Genomic DNA, 16,978 nt, shown 5'->3' with positions numbered 1-16,978 from the left:
CCGGCGCCCACCGTCCCGGTCGGACTCCCCCATATCGTTCCCAATCCGACACTTTCGGCGACCGATGCGGCGCAAGGGGTGAGCATGGCGGAGCGGACGGGTAAGCCCTTGAGGAGCGGTGCCGTGCCCGGTGCCTGCCATCAACAAGCGGAGGTGTCCCATGTCTGAGTCCAGGCACGAGCCGGTGGCGAGGTTCTGCGGAAACTGCAACTGCGGTTGCCCGCAGGTGTTCGTCGACCCCGACGCGTCGGAAGAGCGCCGGATCCGGATCACCGACGACTTCGGCCAGCAGATCCAGCTGAGTGCCGACCAGTTCCAAGACCTCCTCGACCAGGCCAAGACCGGTTCCCTCGACCGGGTGACGACCATGGCGGGCTGACGGGCCGGTCCGAGGCGGACGGCGGCCATGCCGTTCATCGGCCTCATCGGCCTCACCCGGACCATTGGGCCCACAACGCGCGGGCCGGCGCCGTGATCACGGGCTCCCCACATTGGTTCACGTCCTCGACCGGTCTCCTGAAACGGCGGTGGGTGTCCTTCCGTTCCGGCTCCTCGGCCGCCTGCGGCGCGATCTCCAGGCGCCGCACGATGAATCGATAGGACGCGACAGCCGGAATGATCTCCTGGGTGGGCGGAGCGACTCGATGTGCAGCCGCCTGGCCTCCGCACTGAAACCGTCCCGGTCGGGCCCGGGACGACCTCTCGGCTCGAAGAACGAGCAGTGCGCCAGGCGTCACAACGTCGGCGAGACCGGGCGAGGCTGTCGTGCATGTTCGCGCCGGACACGGCGACGGCGAGCGGGACGCCCTGGGCATCGGACAGCACGTGCAGCTTGCTGCCCTTCTTGCCGCGATCGACCGGGTTCGGCCCGGTCAGCGATCGCCCCTTTTGGCGCGAACGGAGGCCGCGTCGACGATCGCCGAGGTCCAGTCCACCTCGCCCAGGGCCCCGAGTTCGTCCAGCACCGCCCGGTGCAGCCGACGCCACAGGCCGGCCTCGGTCCATACCGTGAAGCGGCGATGCGCGGTGGCGGGCGGCGTGCCGAACGTCGGCGGCAGATGCCGCCAGGCACAGCCGCTGGTCAGCACGTACACCACTGCCGTGAACACGGCCCGCTCGTCACACGGAGCGGTCCCACCACTTGCGGACGAGCAGCGAACGATGGCGGCAACGGGGCGGCCAGCTCCCAGAGTTCATCAGCAACCAGACGCTCCGATGGATCAGCACCCACGACCGGCATCATGCCGCACGAACACCAAGTCACGTGAGACAACCTCTAACCCTTGATTGTTGCGGCCGACCTGGCGGCCTGCTCGACCTTCGCGCAGTAGGCTGCACGGGCTTCCTCGTCGATCTGCTTCTCGTGTTCGGCGCGCAACCCGGTCCGGCCGTCGAGGCCCTCGCGCAGGATGTCGGCGTGCCCGGCATGCCGGATGGACTCGCCGAGGACATGGACCATGACGGCGAACAGGTTCGTGTCGGCATAAGGCTCCGGCCACCACGGCACGTGGCCGGGGGCGTCGAGGGGAAGCTCGTTGATCGTCGCGTCCGAGTGTTCCCACGTGCGCCGGTAGAACCCGATGATCTGATCGCGGGTCTCGTCCTCGGTCGCCCACAGATCGCTGCCGTTGGAGTCCTGCCACCGGGGCAGCGGTTCCGGGGAAGGGCGGTCGAAGACCTCGCCGAAGTACCTGGCCTCGACGCCGGCCACGTGTTTGACCAGGCCGAGGAGGTTGGTCCCGGTCGCTGTCAACGGTCGGCGGGCGTCGTATTCGGACAAGCCGTCGAGTTTCCAGAGCAGCGCCTTGCGGTCCCGCCGCAGTCTCCCGTGCAGGTTGTCTTTCGCGAATTCATCGATCATGCGGCATGAGCCTGCCATGGGCTGCTCGTGGTCTCAAGATCCCGTACATGGTCCGCAACGACTGGCAGAGCCGAGGCATGGCCATGGCCGCCGCCCTGACCTGCTACAAGAAGCTCGCGAAACTTGCCACGTGAGACAACCTCTGAACGACAAGACGAGACCGGGTCGCGGACGGCCAGGAATGTTGGAAGTCATCCGGCCGACTCCCCACCCTCTTCCACTGGGACCTTCCCCAGGCCCTCGAAGACACCGGGGGCTGGCTCAACCGCGACACCGCCTACCGCTTCGCCGACTATATGAGCAATCGTTCCAGGCTGCTGGCCGTCTTCGGGTGCCCGGCCAACGTCGGTAGCTCCACACAGTCATCCGCGCTGTCCCGGTCCTGCTGACTCCCTGCCAACCGCAGCAGGGCCCCTGATGGTGAGATCGTCAGCGGACCCTTCCGGTGCGGGTTCATTCCGTGCCGGCGTCCTCGGCGGAGGCGTTGCATTACCCGGCTCGCCGAGGACGTGGTCCAGACGGCTCCGTTCGGTACGTGGACTACGAGGAGCGGACTCCGACCTCGGACCAGGCCTTGAGTACCGCCTGGGTCTCGTCGCCGTCGCCGAACAGGCTCCGGGCGGTGGCGACGGTCTGACGGGCGAACGTGGCGAAGTCGGCATCGGAGGCCAGGTCGCCGCCGGTCAGGGTCCTGTACCAGATCTCGCCCGCGCGTTCCCACGCATGGCCGCCCAGGGCGGAGGCGGTGAGATAGAAGGCGCGGTTGGGGATGCCGGAGTTGATGTGGACGCCGCCGTTGTCGCGCGAGGTCCTCACGAAATCATCCATGGTGGACGGCTGGGGGTCCTTGCCCAGGTCGGGGTCGTCATAGGCCGTTCCGGGGGCCTTCAGGGAGCGCAGGGCGGCCCCGTGAAAGTCGGGGCCCAGCAGGCCCGCCCCGATCAGCCAGTCGGCCTGGTCGGCGGTCTGGCCGAGGGAGTACTGCTTGATCAGCGAGCCGAAGACGTCCGAGATCGACTCGTTGAGGGCGCCGGCCTGGCCGTAGTACTCCAGGTTCGCGGTGTACTGGATCACGCCGTGGGTCAGTTCGTGGCCGATGACGTCGATGCAGGTGGTGAAGTCGACGAAGACGCCGCCGTCCCCGTCACCGAAGATCATCTGCTCGCCGTCCCAGAACGCGTTGCCGTAGTCCTGGCCGTAGTGGACGCTGGCGGTCAGTGGCAGGCCGGCGCCGTCGATGGAGTGGCGTTCGTAGACGTTGAGGTAGAAGTCGAAGACGGTGCCGAGCGCGGTGTAGGCGCGGTTGACCGTGGCATCCCCGCCAGGGGCGGCACCCTCGGTGTGGACCTCGTCGCCGGGCAGGGTGTCCACGTGCCCGGCGTCACAGATCCTGCGGTTGGGGCTGTCCGAGGCGGCGGCGGGAGCGGTCGGGGGCAGGCTGCCGGCGGCGGTGACCCGGCGCCGGGTGCGGATGGCGCCATCGTGCTCCAGGGTGCGGCGCGCGGGCTCGTGCCTCCGGGGATCCTCGGACTCCGCGAGCCTGTCGAGAATGTGTGGGGGAATGATCGTTCGGAAGACCGGTTCGGCCGATGTGTTCATGGCGTGCAAGGTTCCACTCGACACCAGGGGCTGACACGTCTCTGTCCGTTGATTCATGACATCGAGTGGTTGATATCCATTCAGGTGACGAAGCTTGCCGCCGGCCCGCACATGCGTGGGCCCGCCGGCGAACAGAGCCGGCGGGCCCACGAGGGGAACTGCTGGGTCAGCCGAGGAACTTGGCGATCGCAGCCGTCTTGCGCTGCAGCTTCTCGGGGCTCACCGAAGCCAGTTCGGCGGCGATCTTGTCGGCGTGCGCCTTCAGCTGCTTCACCACGGTGGTGTCGGTGTCGCCCTCACCCGCCGTCCCCGCCTCGGCGAGACGGGCGGCCTGGACGCAGGTCTGCGCCTGCGGCTCCAGGATGGTCAACAGGGCGTAGAACTTGGCGAGTTCCTCAGTGGTCATGGTGGTCTCCCGTACTTCGATCCGTGTGAATCATGACGTGACGTACCGAGCGACGCGCCTCCGTCATGGAGGCGCGGCCGCGAGCAGTTCGATTGCCGGCCCCAGGTGCGGTCGGCCCGGCCTGGAGCCCGATCAGTGGAACTTGCTCGGGCAGCCGGCATCGCCGAGGGGCCGTGCAGCAGTCAGTGGCCTGGGCCGGACTGCGGAAGCGCGGCGCACCGGCGGCCGGGGCAGGTGGTGCGGCCGATGGCCGTTGGTGTCCTACGAGGCAGGGGTGGTGTAGGACTCCTTGACGTGCTGGGTGCACTCGTCGCGGGTGAGGAAACCGTCACCGTCGACGTCGATCTGCTGGAATTCCTGGAGGGCTTCGTGCGGGGGGAGCCCCTTGGCCTGCTGCCAGGTCAGCCATTCCACCAGGGAGATCCTGCCGTCGTTGTCGGCATCGATCGTCTCCAGAACGGCGAGTTCGAAGGGGATGGCGACCTGGTCGAGGAACTCCGGGCGACGGTAGGCGGCGACGAACTCTCGGGCGGTGACCTTCCCGTCCCCGTCCGCATCGGCACTGCTGCGCAGCGTCTGCCACCACTTGTTGCTCAGGTCGGTCACCCGCCGCCAGGTCGGAGAGCCCGGCAGGGCGCCGGTCCGCACCAGTACCTCCTGGACCACCTGGTCCATGTCGACCTGCTCGATCACACCGTCGCCGTCGATGTCGAGCTTCCTGAACATGGCCTGGAAGCGGTCGCGCTCCGTCCGAGTCACCACAGGTGCACCTGTTTCCTTTCCTCATGCGTTGGTTGCCGTTCGCCAACGTCTCACACGCCTCCGTCCGGAGGAGGGCATCACGCCGTCGATCACCCGAAAGGGGACATCACGACACCTGTCGGTGACCGCTCCCACGGTTCGGCCCACCGGCCCGGATTCGGCGGCGACTGCGAGCCGCGTGCGCGGCGGCGACGGCCGCTGGCCGGCGGCTGCCGGACGGGACACGGCGGGTGACAGCGGTACCGCGCGTGCACAGGGCCCCGGTCCGGCTCTCGGGACCCGTCACCCGTCCTCTCGCGCTTTGTGGTCGGTGGTGGCCCCCATCCTCGCCAGGCGCCGGCTGCCCGCTGCGGGAAGCGACTACAAGCCGTAAAGGAGTGAGCGGTTGACGAACGGTCCCGCGGCCGACGACCTCCTTGCCCCTACCTCCCCGGTGTCGCCTGCTGGCGGTGTTGAACGGTCAGGCGCCGGACGTGGAGCGGGTGTTGCGTGGCGGGCGGCTGCGGGTCGAGGGGGCGGTGTGTGATCCGAAGGAGTTGTGGATCACGGGTTGGGCCGCCACGACCGCCTGTGCGTCTTCGGTGCCGGTCCGCATGGCGTTGACCGGCGATGGTGAATGGGTGACCGGGACGCTGGTCGCCGCCGATCTCGGTGGTGCCGCACGGCGGCGCCGTCCTGACAGCCCGAGACTGGCTGCGCAGGTGACGGCTCACGTTGCTCACGTACAGCACGCTGAGCGGGGTCAGCTCGCTGTCCGCCCGCTCCATGGTCACGGTGCCGAGGACCGGGTCGGTCGCCGTCATCTCGAAGCCGATGACCGACATCGTCAGCCCAGCGCGGCTGGAGGTCTCGACGCGGAAGCGGATTCCGCCCTTGAAGTCGAGATGGACAACTTCCGTTCCCAGCTTGAGCGGCGCGTTGGCCGCGTGGCCGCTGAACGGGATTTCCGTGCCCACCGCCGGGAGAGGGTGGGGAATCGGGTCGCTGCGGTGGTTGGGCCGGCTCTCGCCCGACCGGCCGGACAGCGCCTCGGCCTTCCCCGGCCACAGCACGCCCGCGGCCGCCAGACCCCCGCCGGTCCACGCCAGCAGCTGCCGCCTGTTCATGGTCTCACCCAAGGTCAGTCCTTCCAGAAGTCACGCGCCACCTGCGCGCCAGGGAAGGACGAGGTATGCCCTCGCAGGGACGCTGGAAGCCGGAGTCCGTGTCATCCGCTTCCGTCCCCCGAAGTCCGTCTGGCTTGTAACCGTCAGAGAACCGCCCGACCGGCAACAGAACTGGATCTTCGGCCCCGACCATAGGCCGCTACAGCTGGTACGACCCCGGGGAGGGCAAGCCGATGTGGGCGCGCAGCTGCGCGGCCTGGGGGAAGTAGCAGACCTCGTCCGCATCGCGGCACCCGTCGGGCAGGGGAGAGCGGGCAGCAGATCCTCCACCATCTCCGCCACACCGTTGACACCGTCATGCACCAGTGCCTGGTCTACCAGCGGATGCCACTCCTCCAGCCCCACAGGACGCTGTTGTCGCCGGCGGCCGGCAGCCGTGCCCGCTCGGCCTCGGGATCGACCTTGCGCGGCTTCCGGGGTTGTTTCGCTGAGGCCGACACGGCGGGCTGGACAGCGCGTGCCTGCCGGGCCCTCGCCTGGTGCTTCGCGAGGTAAACCCCAGTAACATGAGTACTTCTCATGTTCTGTCGGAAGGATGCTGCCATGCCGGATCGTTTCGACCTGCCGGCGAGTTTCCGCTGGGGTGCCACCACCGCTGCTTACCAGATCGAGGGGGCGGTGGCCGAGGACGGTCGCGGGCCCTCGGTGTGGGACACCTTCTCTGCCCGCCCGGGCGTCATCCGCGACGGGCACACGGGAGCGGTGGCCTGCGACCACTACCACCGCTACCCCGAGGACATCGCCCTGATGAAGGGCCTCGGGCTCGACGGCTACCGCTTCTCAGTCGCTTGGCCCCGCATCCAGCCCACCGGCTCCGGCACCGTCAATCCCGCTGGACTCGCCTTCTATGACCGACTGGTGGACGCCTTACTCGCCGCCGGGATCACTCCGCTGCCCACCCTGTTCCACTGGGACCTCCCGCAGGCCCTTGAGGACACCGGCGGCTGGCTCAACCGCGACACCGCGTACCGCTTCGCCGAGTACACCGGGATCGTCGCCGACCGCCTCGGTGACCGCATCCCCGCCTGGATCACCCTCAACGAGCCCTTCGTCCACACGGTGTTCGGCTACGCCCTGGGCACCCACGCCCCCGGCCGCACGCTGATGTTCGAGGCGCTCCCGGCCGCACACCACCAGCTCCTCGGTCATGGGCTGGCCGCGTCCCTGCTTCATGAGCGCGGTCTGGAGGTGATGCTCTCCAACAACCTCACGCTCGTCGAGCCGGCCTCCGGGTCCGCCGAGGATACGGCCGCTGCTGTGGCCTACGACGCCCTCCACAACCGGCTGTTCACCGACCCCATCCTTCTCGGCCGCTACCCTGACCTCTCCGCCCTCGGCGTCCCTGACGACATCTACGGCGCCGTCCACCCAGGCGACACCGACCTCATCCGCACCCCCGGCCTGGACGGCCTCGGCGTCAACTACTACAACCCCACCCGCGTCGCCGCTCCCACCGACCCCGGCCTGCCCTTCGCCCTCGTCGACATCCCCGAGGCCCCCCACACCGCCTTCGGCTGGCCCGTCGTCCCTGACGCCCTCCGCCGGCTCCTCCTGGGTTTGCGGGAGTCGTACGGTGAGGCCCTTCCGCCCATCACCATCACCGAGAACGGCTGCTCCGTCACCGAGTCCACCGACCCCGACCAGCCCCGCATCGACTTCATGGAGTCCCACCTTGACGCCCTCGCCCAGGCCGTCGCCGAAGGCGTCGACGTTCGCGGCTACTACACCTGGTCGCTGATTGACAACTTCGAGTGGGCGGAAGGGCTCTTCGCCCAGAGGTTCGGCCTCGTCCACGTCGACTTCGCGACGCAGCGCCGCACGCCGAAGGCCTCCTACACCTGGTACCGGGATCTGATCGCCGCTCACCGGGCGTGAAGCACTTCGTAGTCGGGACCTTGTGTTCGGGGCGCGGAGCGGAGGGGCGTGCCCGCTGGACTGCCTGTAGGGGACTGCCGCATCCGCCGGCGCTGCCGCCAGCGCGTCTTGCAAGTCCGGGTCGATATCGCCCTTTGGCATGGGGGCGTGCGGCTCGCGCGAAACGCGTTGATGGCGGCCGTCGTCAGCGGGCCCACGGAGCCGTCGACGATTCCCGGCGTCGAGGCCCAGTGATCCGAGCGCCTGCTGCACGCCCGCGTCGGCGGTCATGTCGATGCGGACGTTCGGCGGTGTGCCCGTGGTTCCTCCTCGATCCCGGGCACGGACGGGTTCGGAGTCCCGGACGATGGGCGCCCAGGTCAGTGCGGCGGCGGGCAGATGGCCGGCACCGGGACGAGCGCGGCGAGGTGCGCAGGACTCGGATGCTGCCCAACCCCTCGGAAAGCGGCGGCAGTTCGCTCGGCTCGTCGGGTTCCGCGAGGGCCTCCACGGCCGGCACGCTGAGCGAGGCGTCCAGGGGCAGACCGAGGTTGCCGGGCTTGTCGAGGAGCAGTCGGCCCTCCTTGCACCTCCGGGAAGGAGGCGGAAGGAGGGCCGGCGGAGTGTCGGGCGAACTCATGGTGCCCGGCGGTGGACCGGGCCGGTGGATCAGTCGTCCAGCACCATGGCCTCGGCGCACGCGGCGATGGTGAGCAGCAGTGCGTCGTCCTGGCCGGGGACGATCTTGACCGAGTAGTGCTCGCTCAGCAGCGACCATTCGCGGGAGATGTGCGCGATTTCCTGCTCGCCGTAGGTGATGGCGTACTGGTGGTCGGTGATGTTGCCGGTGACGTGGATCTCCGCGCCGTTCTCGAAGGTCACGGTGAACTTGTAGACCAGCGGGGAGAAGAGCGCCTTCTTCACGGTGGCGATGGTCTGCTCGCCGCGCTTGATGTACCGGATGTCACGGAGCGTCATGATCTTCTCGGAGATCCGGTACAGCTCGTTGCCCTCGACGTCCTGGAAGGCGATCACACCGCTGAAACTGAACATCTTCTCGTCGACCTGGAACGCGCGCTCCCCGTTGCGCTTGATCCAGAAGTCGTGGGTGGGGGAGAAGAACTTCTCGTCGATGTCGTAGACGACGCCCTCCGGCACCGGCTGGTGGCCGTTCATCAGCTTCTGGCCCAGGTCCATCAGGAAGTTGTCGTGGTGCTCGCCGTGGCCCTGCTGCGGCGTGTCGCTGAACAGCTGCTGCGCGATGCCGAGCATGCCGCCGAACTCGTTGCTCATGTTCTTTCATCCCCTGTGAGGTGCGATTGCGGGGATGATCTTATGAACGGCATCCGGCTCGCCGACAGCCCTGCCCGGGGTCTGTTGCACAATCTGCACAGGGTGCGGGCAAGGCCGTTGCCGGAAGAATCCGCGCAGGTCAGCAGGGGTTCCGGGGAGAAGCGGGCCGTTCGTGTGCTCCCATCGGACCGGAACCGGGCCGGATCCCCAGCGCCGGCTCCGGGGCGCGCCGGCCCGGTCGCGCCGGCGCGCCGTCGGTCAGCCGGCAGGCCCAGCCTTCCGCCCTGGTCTCAGCCGAGCGGCTTGTCGAGGATCGCCTTGGCGTGGCTGAAGGTGTCGATGGAGTACTCGCCGTGGTAGCGGCCCATGCCGCTCTCGCCGACGCCGCCGAACGGCAGCTCGGGGACCGCCAGGTGTGACACGGGCAGGCCGAAGACGAGCGCACCGGACGAGGTCTCCTCGGCCAGCCGCTGCTTGGTGCGGTCGGAGTCGGTGAAGGCGTACAGCGCGAGCGGCTTGTCGCGCTCGTTGATGAAGGCGATCGCCGCGTCGAGGTCGGGCACGGTGATGATCGGCAGGATCGGTCCGAAGATCTCCTCCTGCATCACGGGAGCCGCGGGCGAGACGTCGGCGAGCACGGTGGGTGCGACATAGCGGGTGGCGCGGTCGTGGCCGCCGCCGGTGACGACTCGTCCCTCGGCGAGCAGAGCGGTGAGACGGTCGAAGTGGCGCTCGTTGACGATCCGCCCGTACTCGGGGTCGCCGGCCGCGTCGTCGCCGTAGGCCGCGTGGACGGCGGCGGCCAGTTCGGCCTCGAGCGCGGCAGCGGTGTCGCCGACGGCCAGCACGTAGTCGGGGGCGACGCAGGTCTGGCCGGCGTTGAGGAACTTGCCCCGGGCGATCCGCTGCGCGGTCACGGCCAGGTCGACGCCGGGCTCGACCACGACGGGGCTCTTGCCGCCGAGTTCGAGGGTGACGGGGGTGAGGTGCTTGGCGGCGGCCGCCATGACGATCCGCCCGACCGCGCCGTTGCCGGTGTAGAAGATGTGGTCGAAGCGCTGCTCCAGCAGCGCGGTGGTCTCCGGGACGGCGCCCTCCATGACGGCGACGGCCTGCGGGTCGAGGTAGCGGGGCAGCAGGCGGGCGATGGCCGCCGAGGTCGCCGGGGCCAGCTCGCTGGGCTTGACCACGGCGGTGTTGCCGGCCGCGAGGGCGCCCACCAGCGGGGCGAGGGCCAGCTGCAACGGGTAGTTCCACGGGGCGATGATCAGCACCACGCCGAGCGGGTCTCGGACCACCCGGGCCTGGGCCGGGAGGAAGACGTCGGGAACGGCGGCCGGCTTCGGGTGCAGCCATTCCTCCAGGTGCTGCACCGTGTGATCGAGCTCGTTGAGGGTGAAGGCCACCTCGGTGCGGTACGCCTCGGCAGCGCCCTTGCCCAGATCCGCGTTGAGGGCGGCCAGGAACGCCTCCGACTGCTCGGTGAGCAGCGCGCGCAGAGCGCCCAGCTGGTCGAGGCGCCAGGCCAGCGGCTTGGTGCGGCCGGACCGGAACGTGGCGCGCAGTCGCTCCACGACGGCACCGGCATCGGTGGCGAGGTCCTCGACCAGCCGGTGGGCCAGAGCCGCGGAGGAGGCCGGATTCTGCCCGGTGTACAGGTTGCGGTCGACGACGGTGTGCGGGGTGAAGGGGGCGGCTTCGGCGAAGTCGGCGCCCAGTTCGACCAGACGGTCCTGGACCAGCCACTCGGCGCGGTCGGCCAGGCCGACCGCGGTCTCCTCGGCGTTGGTGAACGCGGTCATGCGGTAGCCGGCGAAGGGCCAGCTGCCGTCCTCGCGGCGCGCGGCGAGCAGCGCGGCCGGTGCGTGGCAGACCACGCCGAGCGGCCGGCCCGAGTCGAGGGCGCGGGTGAGGATCCGGCCGGACGCCTCGTTGACCGCGAGGTCCTCCATGGGGCCGTGGCCGCCGGGGTAGAAGACCAGGTCGTAGGCGTCCGGGTCGACCTCCTCCAGCGTGGCGGGGCTGGTGAGCGAGGCCCGGATGGAGTCGAGGTACGCGGCGATGGCGTCTGCCCGCTCCTGGCCGCCGTTGGCCGCGGCGGTCAGGCTGCCGCGGTCGACGGTGGCCGCGACACCGCCGGGCGTGGCGATGGTGATCGCGTACCCGGCCTCGCGGAAGACACGGTGCGGCTCGGCGAGCTCCTCAGCCCAGTAGCCGGTCGGGTGGGTGGTGCCGTCGGCGAGGGTCCAGTGCGTGGCGCCGGTGACGACGAAGAGGGCGGCGGTCATGGTGGTGCTCCCGGATGAGTTGAGGGCTTCGATGGTTGAGGACCTCAAGTAATGCGTTCGACGGTAGACCTCAATGGTTGGGGATGTCAACTAATCGGCCTACACTCGATCCATGACCAGCATCACCCCGCCCACCGCTCCCACGTCCATCGAGCTGATGGACCAGCTGGCCCAGGCCGCGGCCGCGTACTACCGGAGCTTCGCCACCGTGGCGGCGGCACGCGGCCTCACCCTGATGCAGGGCAAGGTGCTGAGCCTGCTCCGGAGCCCGATGTCCATGCGGACCCTCGCCGAGTTGCTCGCCTGTGACGCGTCCAACGTCACCGGCATCGTCGACCGGCTGGAGGCACACGGCCTGGTCCGCCGCGAGGCCGACCCCGCTGACCGGCGGATCAAGAGGGTGACCCTGACCGAGGACGGCGAGCGGACCGTCCACGAGATCCGCGCCGAGCTGCTGGCCACCCTCAGCGGCTTGGACGAACTCGGCGAGCGGGACCGGCACACCTTCCAGCGCCTGCTGAGCGGGCTCTTTCCGGCCGGCGCCGGCTGACCCCGAGCAGTCCGCCCAGCCGCTCGTCGGCGATCCGCCGGCCGTCCCGGACCTCGCGTGTTCGGCGAACGCGGACGGGGTGGGGTCAGGCCGTCGGCGCCGTGGGGCAGGGGGTGCAGGTGCGAATGCCGTGGACGATGCGGGTGGCCCAGTCGGCGGGGCGTTCGTGGCCGAGGAGTCGGGAGAGCCGGTCCATGCGGGCGCGGCGTTCGGCGGGGCCGAGGTCGAGGGCGCGGGCGAGGACGGTGCTGAGGTCGTCGAGTGAGCGGGGGTCGGTGAGAAGGGCGGCCGGGCCGAGTTCGGTGGCGGCGCCGGTGTGGCGGGAGAGCACCAGGACGCCGGGGCCGCTGTTGGGGTGGGGGAGGGTGGTCTGGGCGGCGGTGAACTCCTTGGCGGTGAGGTTCATCCCGTCCTGGAGGGAGGTCACCCAGAGGACGTCGGCCGCCAGGTACTCGTCGATGACCTCGGCGGCGGACAGGCTGCGGGGCAGGTAGTCGACCGGCTGCCAATCCCCTTGCCGCCACGCGGCGTTGACGTCGGCGATGCGCCGTTCGAGGAGATGGCGGGTGGTGTCGTAGGCGGTGATGCCGGGTTCGGGGGGCGGGCAGACGAGCCGGAAGGTGAGCCGGCCGCGCAGTTCGGGCCGTAGGGCGAGCAGGTGGTCGATGGCGTCGACCTTCTGGATCGGGGCCTTGGCGTAGTCGAGGCGTTCGACCGACAGCACCAGGCGGCCGGTGGCCGGGCGGCGGTGTGGCGCGCGGAGGCGGGCGAGCTCCTCGACGGACGGCCGATCGATCCCGAGCGGGTGGACGGCGGTGTGCGGCTGGACGGACAGGCCGGCCAGGGTCCGGCGGAAGTGCTCGGCGAAGTCCTCGGTGTGGAAGCCCGCCCAGTCGAGGCAGCCCAGTGAGTGGCGCAGTTCGTCGGAGACGGGGAGGGCGGCGAAGACCTCGGGGGCCGGGAAGGGGGTGTGGTGGAAGAGCCCGATCCTGAGGTCGGGTCGGCGGCGGCGCAGCAGACCGGGGACGAGCCACAGGTTGTAGTCGTGGAGCCAGACGGTGGCGCCGGGCGCGGCCTGGGTGCTGATGTGCTCGGCGAAGCGCGCGTTGACCGTGCGGTAGTCGGCCCAGGCCCGTTCGTCGTGGACGGCCCGGTCCGGTTCGGACATCAGCACCGGCCACAGCGTCTCCTTGCAGGCGCGGTGGAAGTACCCGCCCCAGGTGGCGGTGTCCAGCGGTACGGGGGACAGCGGCAGCGCGGTGGGCTGCGGGAGCGGGGCGAGCCGGTCGCGGCCGGTCAGGGCGGTGACCCAGACGCCCGGCAGACCGTCGGCGAAGGCGCTGCTCAGGGTGGGCAGGATGCCGTTGGGGCTGCGGGGCGGCTGCCAGCTGTCGCCGTTCCAGTGGTGTGGGGGGCGGTGGTAGGCGACGACGAGGGAGTGTGGCCCGGCGGGGAGGTCGGGGCCGGCGGGGCGGTGGGGGGCGCGGGCAGGGCCGGGGTCGGGGTCGGGGGAGAGCCAGCCGAGTCTCCGGAGAGCCGTGTGGATGCCGCCCGCGCCGGCCCGGTCGGCACGGTGGACGAGGGGGTCCTCGGCGAGGGCGGTGAGTAGCGCGGGTTCCGCCTCGGAGACGACCACCGCGTGGGTGCCCAGGCGGAACATCGAGAGGTCGTTGAGGGAGTCGCCGGCGACCAGGATGTGCTCGGGCTGCCAGCCCAGCTTCGCGGCCAGGGCCTGCAGGGCGTTGCCCTTGGAGGCCATCGGCGGCAGGACGTCGAAGTAGCGGTCCGCGGAGTACACCCAGGTGCAGCCGAGGGCGTCGACGGCCGCGGTGAGGTCGTCGGTGAGTGCGTCCGGGGCCAGGTGGTAGGAGCAGCGGCCGTTCTGGACGACGCCGTGCTGGTAGGCGAGCGCGGGGAAGCGGCGCAGTGCGGCGCGGACCCGGTCGGGGCCCGGCCAGCCGGCCCGCAGCTGTTCCTGCACCGGGTCGACGGGGGTGAAGTCGGTGCCGTCGATGACGGTGGCGCCGACGTCGGCGATGATCCACCGCGGCCGTGGGACGAGCGGATCGCGGAGGACCTCACGGATCGAGGCCGGTCCCCGGCCGGTGGCGAACACCGGTGTGACCTCGGGGTGACGGGCCAGGGCGTCCCGTAATCGGATCCGGTCGCCGTGGGTGCCGCCGAGCAGTGTGCCGTCCAGATCGGTGACCAGAATCCTCGACATCCGACGGACGCTAACACGATCACGTCTGGTGGTGAAGTGTTCACCCCACGTTGGTGGTTGCCCGGGGCGACCGGGCGAGGTGGCGGACGAGGTCCGCTGCGTTCAGGGCTGCGCTGGAGCCGGGGCCGGTGGTCGCCGCGGCTCCGCAGAGCGTCGCCGCGGCGAGGCAGTCGGGCAGGCTCCAGCCGTTGAGCAGCCCGTGCACCAGACCGGCGTTGAAGCAGTCGCCCGCAGCCGTCGGGTCGATGCCGGCGGCCCAGCGGACCGGCGGGGCGTCGTACCGCTCGCCGTCCCGGACCGCGACGGCGCCCTGCCCGCCACGCGTGACCACGAGGGTGGGCACCAGGCCGGCGAGTTCGGCGATCGCGCCGTCCAGGTCGCCCGCACCGGTCAGGTGGAGGGCTTCCGTGTCGTTGGGCGTGAAGACGTCGACCAGTGCGAGGGCCTCGCGGACGACCGGGTCGTCGAGCGTCGCGGGAGTGTCGTGGCAGTCCATGACCACCAGCGTGCCGAGCTTTCGCGCCGCGCGAAGACCGAGCATCGTGGCCTCGTCCCAACGGAGTTGGGGCAGCATCAACACCTGTGGACGAAGGCGTCCGAGCACGGTGACGAGCGGCTGGGCGTCGACCGGGTCCTGGAAACTGACCATCGCCCGGTCGTCGGCGGAGGCGAGGGCGACGGTCAGACTCCGGACGGGGAAGGGATGGTGGCGGAAGGCGCCCTCGGCCAGTCCTTCCTGCCTGGCGCAGGACAGCACGTGGGCGCTGAACAGGTCGGTGCCGAAGTCCGCGCTCCACAGGACCCGTCGCCCCAGCCGGTGCAGCGCCATCGCCAGGGTGTAAGCGCCGCCCGGCACCAGGCCGAAGCCGTCGGCGAAGACCTCCGTGCCCGGTCGCACCGGCCGCGCCAGGCCGTGGAACACCAGATCCGCGAAGTACGCCCCGGAGACGAGCACTTCGCACGACCGCACTGCCGGGTTGGTCTCCATCCGGTGAGCATACGGTCGGCAGGCGGGCCCGGTGGGTCGTTCCGGTAAGGACTTCGGCGCGGATTACGTAAGGCTGGGCGCGGTGGAAGACCGTGCGCGGGCCCGCCTCCTGGGAGACGATGCCTCCATGGACAGCGAGACGGCCGTACGAACCCGCCGTTCCCTGCACGCGGTGGCCGACTCGGCGAGGCCGCGCTGGGCGCGCTGTTCCCGGGCGAAGAGCCGGTCGTCTGGCCCGAGCACTTCGACCTCGGGGTGACGGTGGGCGGGGTGAACTACGGCGTCTCGCTCGGCGACGCTTTCCGGCCGGAGCCGTACGCGTACGTCGGCCCGCACGCCCCGCGGCAGGGTGAGTTCCGGAACGCGCCGTTCGGTGCCGCGCGGGCGGTCCGTGAACTCGGCGGTGTCGTCGGCCTCATGGCCTTTCTGGAGCAGGGCTGCCGGCTGGCCGGCGACGCCTGAGCGGCTCGCCGCCGGGCGCCGTCGACCACCGGAGGGTGGCCGACGGCGTTGCGTGCCGGGAGGTTCAGCTGTGGTGCCAGGTCACCGAGAAGTCGGTGCCGCCGCTGAGCTCCGAGGTGGTGGCCCGGGTGACGCCGTCCTCCGCCATGTCGGTGATCGACGCCTTCGAAGCGCCGAGGCTCTGCCCGTTGACGTCGGCGCCGGTGAAGTCGACGGTGCCGAAGTCGGCCAGCGGGAGGACGCCGAAGATGCTGGACGGGGCTTCGGCGATCACCTCGGCGGACGCCAGGGTGGCGTTCTTCAGCGACTTGTCGACGGTGCGGGACCAGCCCTGGGTGGTGTCGGAGAGGGTGAGCTTGAACGATCCGGCGCCGTCGGTGGTGACGCTCGCGGTGAAGTGGTCGCCGGGCTGTACGGGGTTGCTGAAGTTCGACGGGTAGGCCGGGTACATCTCGTACCAGGCGGAGTACACCGGCGAGCCGCTGGAGCAGTCGGCCTCGGTGCCGATCTGCTCGACGGTCTTGCTGCCGTCGCCGTCGAGGCCGACCCAGAAGGCGGACCAGGCGTCGGAACTGGTGCAGGACACGGACGGCTGGACCCAGCCGGCGCTGACGCTGGTGAAGGTGCCGCCGGTGGCGGTGTAGCCGGACCAGTTGCTGCTGGTGCCGTGCAGCAGGCCGCCGCCGTGGTGGTGTGCGGCGATCGGAGCCAGGACGGCGGTTGCCGCAGGGCCCGCACTGGCCGCAGGGGCGGAGGCGGGCTCGGGGTCGGGGGAGGAGAGGGGGACCGGCACGGCTGGGGAGCCGCTGCCGAGCAGTGCCAGCAGGGCGGTGGCGGCGACGAGGGCGTGCCGACGGACTTTGGACATGGCTAGTCCCTTGTGAGGGTGCAGAGTTGACCAAACGTCGACAAAACTAGCGCCGGTGGTGTGGGCTGACGGGCCAAGGCGGTGGCGCCGGATCCCGGATTCCCCTGGTCGGCCCAGCGCGTGCGGGCGGCAGCCGGGCTTGTGGGGTGCTGGGAGACTTGCGGTCGCGGAGGGTGCTTTGCGGTTGCTGCGCCAGACCAGCCGATGGCTCGCTTCGCGCACGCGGGTATAGGTGACGTTTCGGACCACACCGGGTGGAGATCGCCCGTGTTTCCGGAGTGACTGCTCCAGCGATTTGTGTCGGGCGCCGGGGAGGGGTACTGTCTCCCAGTCGCTCGGCAGGGAGCACCGGACACGCAGTTCTGCGCGGACGGTCCCGGGGCGGCCAATCCTCTGAAACACCACTCCCGGTTCGCGCCGGTCGTTTTCGCGTTCTCGCGGTGCGGCTCGGGTGCTTATTCGGTGTGCGTGTTTATCGGGATTGCGGCTGGATTCGCTTTTCGGAGCGGGGGTCGGCTAGAGTTTGAAACGTCGGACGGGGCGTCAAGCCGCAGAAGACAGCAGCGAGTTGGATGACGAAGCCCCGGAAAACGGAGCGGAAAACATCTGATAAGCTGGAAACACGAAAGAACGAAGCGCCCGGAGGGCCCGCTGGAA

16 protein-coding genes and 1 pseudogene are annotated in these 16,978 nt (G+C 70.2%); 6 read left to right on the top strand and 11 right to left on the bottom strand.

Features of this window, described 5'->3' with window-relative positions:
* Positions 1-160 precede the first annotated feature (160 nt).
* Complete coding sequence (locus ACIG5E_RS16850; protein ID WP_396534178.1) at positions 161-379, top strand: hypothetical protein; 219 nt, start codon at positions 161-163, stop codon at positions 377-379.
* Positions 380-872: 493 nt separating this feature from the next.
* On the opposite strand, the gene ACIG5E_RS16845 is transcribed toward ACIG5E_RS16850, so the two are convergent.
* The gene (locus ACIG5E_RS16845; RefSeq protein WP_396534309.1) at positions 873-1,163 is read right to left on the bottom strand and encodes a transposase; all 291 of its coding nucleotides are present in this window, start codon (positions 1,161-1,163) and stop codon (positions 873-875) included.
* 113 nt (positions 1,164-1,276) lie between these two features.
* Positions 1,277-1,861 (bottom strand): DinB family protein, encoded by a 585-nt coding sequence (locus ACIG5E_RS16840; protein ID WP_396534177.1) that lies wholly within the window; start codon positions 1,859-1,861, stop codon positions 1,277-1,279.
* 5 nt (positions 1,862-1,866) lie between these two features.
* Here ACIG5E_RS16840 and ACIG5E_RS16835 point away from each other — a divergent pair, with 5 nt between their 5' ends.
* Both ACIG5E_RS16835 and ACIG5E_RS16830 read left to right on the top strand, forming a co-directional pair.
* Positions 1,867-1,995, top strand: a complete 129-nt coding sequence (locus ACIG5E_RS16835; protein ID WP_396534176.1) for a hypothetical protein — start codon at positions 1,867-1,869, stop codon at positions 1,993-1,995.
* Between the two features lie 69 nt (positions 1,996-2,064).
* Positions 2,065-2,157: pseudogene (locus ACIG5E_RS16830) on the top strand (family 1 glycosylhydrolase); the annotation flags it as partial.
* 244 nt (positions 2,158-2,401) lie between these two features.
* On the opposite strand, the gene ACIG5E_RS16825 reads toward ACIG5E_RS16830, so the two are convergent.
* The 4 genes from ACIG5E_RS16825 to ACIG5E_RS16810 all read right to left on the bottom strand — a co-directional run bounded on the left by ACIG5E_RS16825 (position 2,402) and on the right by ACIG5E_RS16810 (position 5,746).
* Positions 2,402-3,460 (bottom strand): M4 family metallopeptidase, encoded by a 1,059-nt coding sequence (locus ACIG5E_RS16825; protein WP_396534175.1) that lies wholly within the window; start codon positions 3,458-3,460, stop codon positions 2,402-2,404.
* Positions 3,461-3,626: 166 nt separating this feature from the next.
* Positions 3,627-3,866, bottom strand: a complete 240-nt coding sequence (locus ACIG5E_RS16820; protein WP_396534174.1) for a hypothetical protein — start codon at positions 3,864-3,866, stop codon at positions 3,627-3,629.
* Positions 3,867-4,127: 261 nt separating this feature from the next.
* Positions 4,128-4,628: an EF-hand domain-containing protein gene (locus ACIG5E_RS16815; protein ID WP_396534173.1), complete on the bottom strand. Its 501-nt coding sequence runs from the start codon at positions 4,626-4,628 to the stop codon at positions 4,128-4,130.
* Positions 4,629-5,050: 422 nt separating this feature from the next.
* On the bottom strand, positions 5,051-5,746 hold the full coding sequence (locus ACIG5E_RS16810; RefSeq protein WP_396534172.1) for a hypothetical protein: 696 nt from the start codon (positions 5,744-5,746) through the stop codon (positions 5,051-5,053).
* Between the two features lie 591 nt (positions 5,747-6,337).
* Between ACIG5E_RS16810 and ACIG5E_RS16805 the strand changes: the two genes are divergently transcribed.
* Positions 6,338-7,669 carry a GH1 family beta-glucosidase gene (locus tag ACIG5E_RS16805; RefSeq protein ID WP_396534171.1) on the top strand — a complete coding sequence of 444 codons (1,332 nt, stop codon included), beginning with the start codon at positions 6,338-6,340 and terminating at the stop codon, positions 7,667-7,669.
* Positions 7,670-8,317: 648 nt separating this feature from the next.
* Here the strand turns inward: ACIG5E_RS16805 and ACIG5E_RS16800 are convergent.
* Entirely contained in the window at positions 8,318-8,941 is a 624-nt protein-coding gene (locus ACIG5E_RS16800; protein ID WP_396534170.1) for an LURP-one-related/scramblase family protein, read from the bottom strand.
* Between the two features lie 290 nt (positions 8,942-9,231).
* Positions 9,232-11,229, bottom strand: a complete 1,998-nt coding sequence (locus ACIG5E_RS16795; protein WP_396534169.1) for an aldehyde dehydrogenase family protein — start codon at positions 11,227-11,229, stop codon at positions 9,232-9,234.
* 112 nt (positions 11,230-11,341) lie between these two features.
* Between ACIG5E_RS16795 and ACIG5E_RS16790 the strand changes: the two genes are divergently transcribed.
* Positions 11,342-11,779: a MarR family winged helix-turn-helix transcriptional regulator gene (locus ACIG5E_RS16790; RefSeq protein ID WP_396534168.1), complete on the top strand. Its 438-nt coding sequence runs from the start codon at positions 11,342-11,344 to the stop codon at positions 11,777-11,779.
* An 85-nt stretch (positions 11,780-11,864) separates the two neighbouring features.
* Here the strand turns inward: ACIG5E_RS16790 and ACIG5E_RS16785 are convergent, their stop codons facing one another.
* The gene (locus tag ACIG5E_RS16785; protein ID WP_396534167.1) at positions 11,865-14,003 is read right to left on the bottom strand and encodes an HAD-IIB family hydrolase; all 2,139 of its coding nucleotides are present in this window, start codon (positions 14,001-14,003) and stop codon (positions 11,865-11,867) included.
* Positions 14,004-14,043: 40 nt separating this feature from the next.
* On the bottom strand, positions 14,044-14,991 hold the full coding sequence (locus tag ACIG5E_RS16780; RefSeq protein ID WP_396534166.1) for a carbohydrate kinase family protein: 948 nt from the start codon (positions 14,989-14,991) through the stop codon (positions 14,044-14,046).
* 270 nt (positions 14,992-15,261) lie between these two features.
* Here ACIG5E_RS16780 and ACIG5E_RS16775 point away from each other — a divergent pair, with 270 nt between their 5' ends.
* Positions 15,262-15,453 carry a hypothetical protein gene (locus tag ACIG5E_RS16775; protein ID WP_396534165.1) on the top strand — a complete coding sequence of 64 codons (192 nt, stop codon included), beginning with the start codon at positions 15,262-15,264 and terminating at the stop codon, positions 15,451-15,453.
* 64 nt (positions 15,454-15,517) lie between these two features.
* On the opposite strand, the gene ACIG5E_RS16770 is transcribed toward ACIG5E_RS16775, so the two are convergent.
* Positions 15,518-16,321 carry a G1 family glutamic endopeptidase gene (locus ACIG5E_RS16770; protein ID WP_396534164.1) on the bottom strand — a complete coding sequence of 268 codons (804 nt, stop codon included), beginning with the start codon at positions 16,319-16,321 and terminating at the stop codon, positions 15,518-15,520.
* Positions 16,322-16,978: the final 657 nt, after the last annotated feature.

Origin of the sequence: Kitasatospora sp. NPDC053057 (assembly GCF_044546945.1) — a bacterium.
Taxonomy (GTDB): Bacteria; Actinomycetota; Actinomycetes; order Streptomycetales; family Streptomycetaceae; genus Kitasatospora.
The sequence above is the reverse complement of the archived record's forward strand: the minus strand, read 5'-3'. Positions and strand labels throughout refer to the sequence as shown.

Excerpts from the sequence above, each read along its gene's own strand:
- ACIG5E_RS16850 (WP_396534178.1), top strand. The coding sequence starts at position 161 with ATGTCTGAGTCCAGGCACGAGCCGGTGGCGAGGTTCTGCGGAAACTGC.
- ACIG5E_RS16840 (WP_396534177.1), bottom strand. The coding sequence starts at position 1,861 with ATGATCGATGAATTCGCGAAAGACAACCTGCACGGGAGACTGCGGCGG.
- ACIG5E_RS16835 (WP_396534176.1), top strand. The coding sequence starts at position 1,867 with ATGAGCCTGCCATGGGCTGCTCGTGGTCTCAAGATCCCGTACATGGTC.
- ACIG5E_RS16825 (WP_396534175.1), bottom strand. The coding sequence starts at position 3,460 with ATGAACACATCGGCCGAACCGGTCTTCCGAACGATCATTCCCCCACAC.
- ACIG5E_RS16820 (WP_396534174.1), bottom strand. The coding sequence starts at position 3,866 with ATGACCACTGAGGAACTCGCCAAGTTCTACGCCCTGTTGACCATCCTG.
- ACIG5E_RS16805 (WP_396534171.1), top strand. The coding sequence starts at position 6,338 with ATGCCGGATCGTTTCGACCTGCCGGCGAGTTTCCGCTGGGGTGCCACC.
- ACIG5E_RS16800 (WP_396534170.1), bottom strand. The coding sequence starts at position 8,941 with ATGAGCAACGAGTTCGGCGGCATGCTCGGCATCGCGCAGCAGCTGTTC.
- ACIG5E_RS16795 (WP_396534169.1), bottom strand. The coding sequence starts at position 11,229 with ATGACCGCCGCCCTCTTCGTCGTCACCGGCGCCACGCACTGGACCCTC.
- ACIG5E_RS16790 (WP_396534168.1), top strand. The coding sequence starts at position 11,342 with ATGACCAGCATCACCCCGCCCACCGCTCCCACGTCCATCGAGCTGATG.
- ACIG5E_RS16785 (WP_396534167.1), bottom strand. The coding sequence starts at position 14,003 with ATGTCGAGGATTCTGGTCACCGATCTGGACGGCACACTGCTCGGCGGC.
- ACIG5E_RS16780 (WP_396534166.1), bottom strand. The coding sequence starts at position 14,991 with ATGGAGACCAACCCGGCAGTGCGGTCGTGCGAAGTGCTCGTCTCCGGG.
- ACIG5E_RS16770 (WP_396534164.1), bottom strand. The coding sequence starts at position 16,321 with ATGTCCAAAGTCCGTCGGCACGCCCTCGTCGCCGCCACCGCCCTGCTG.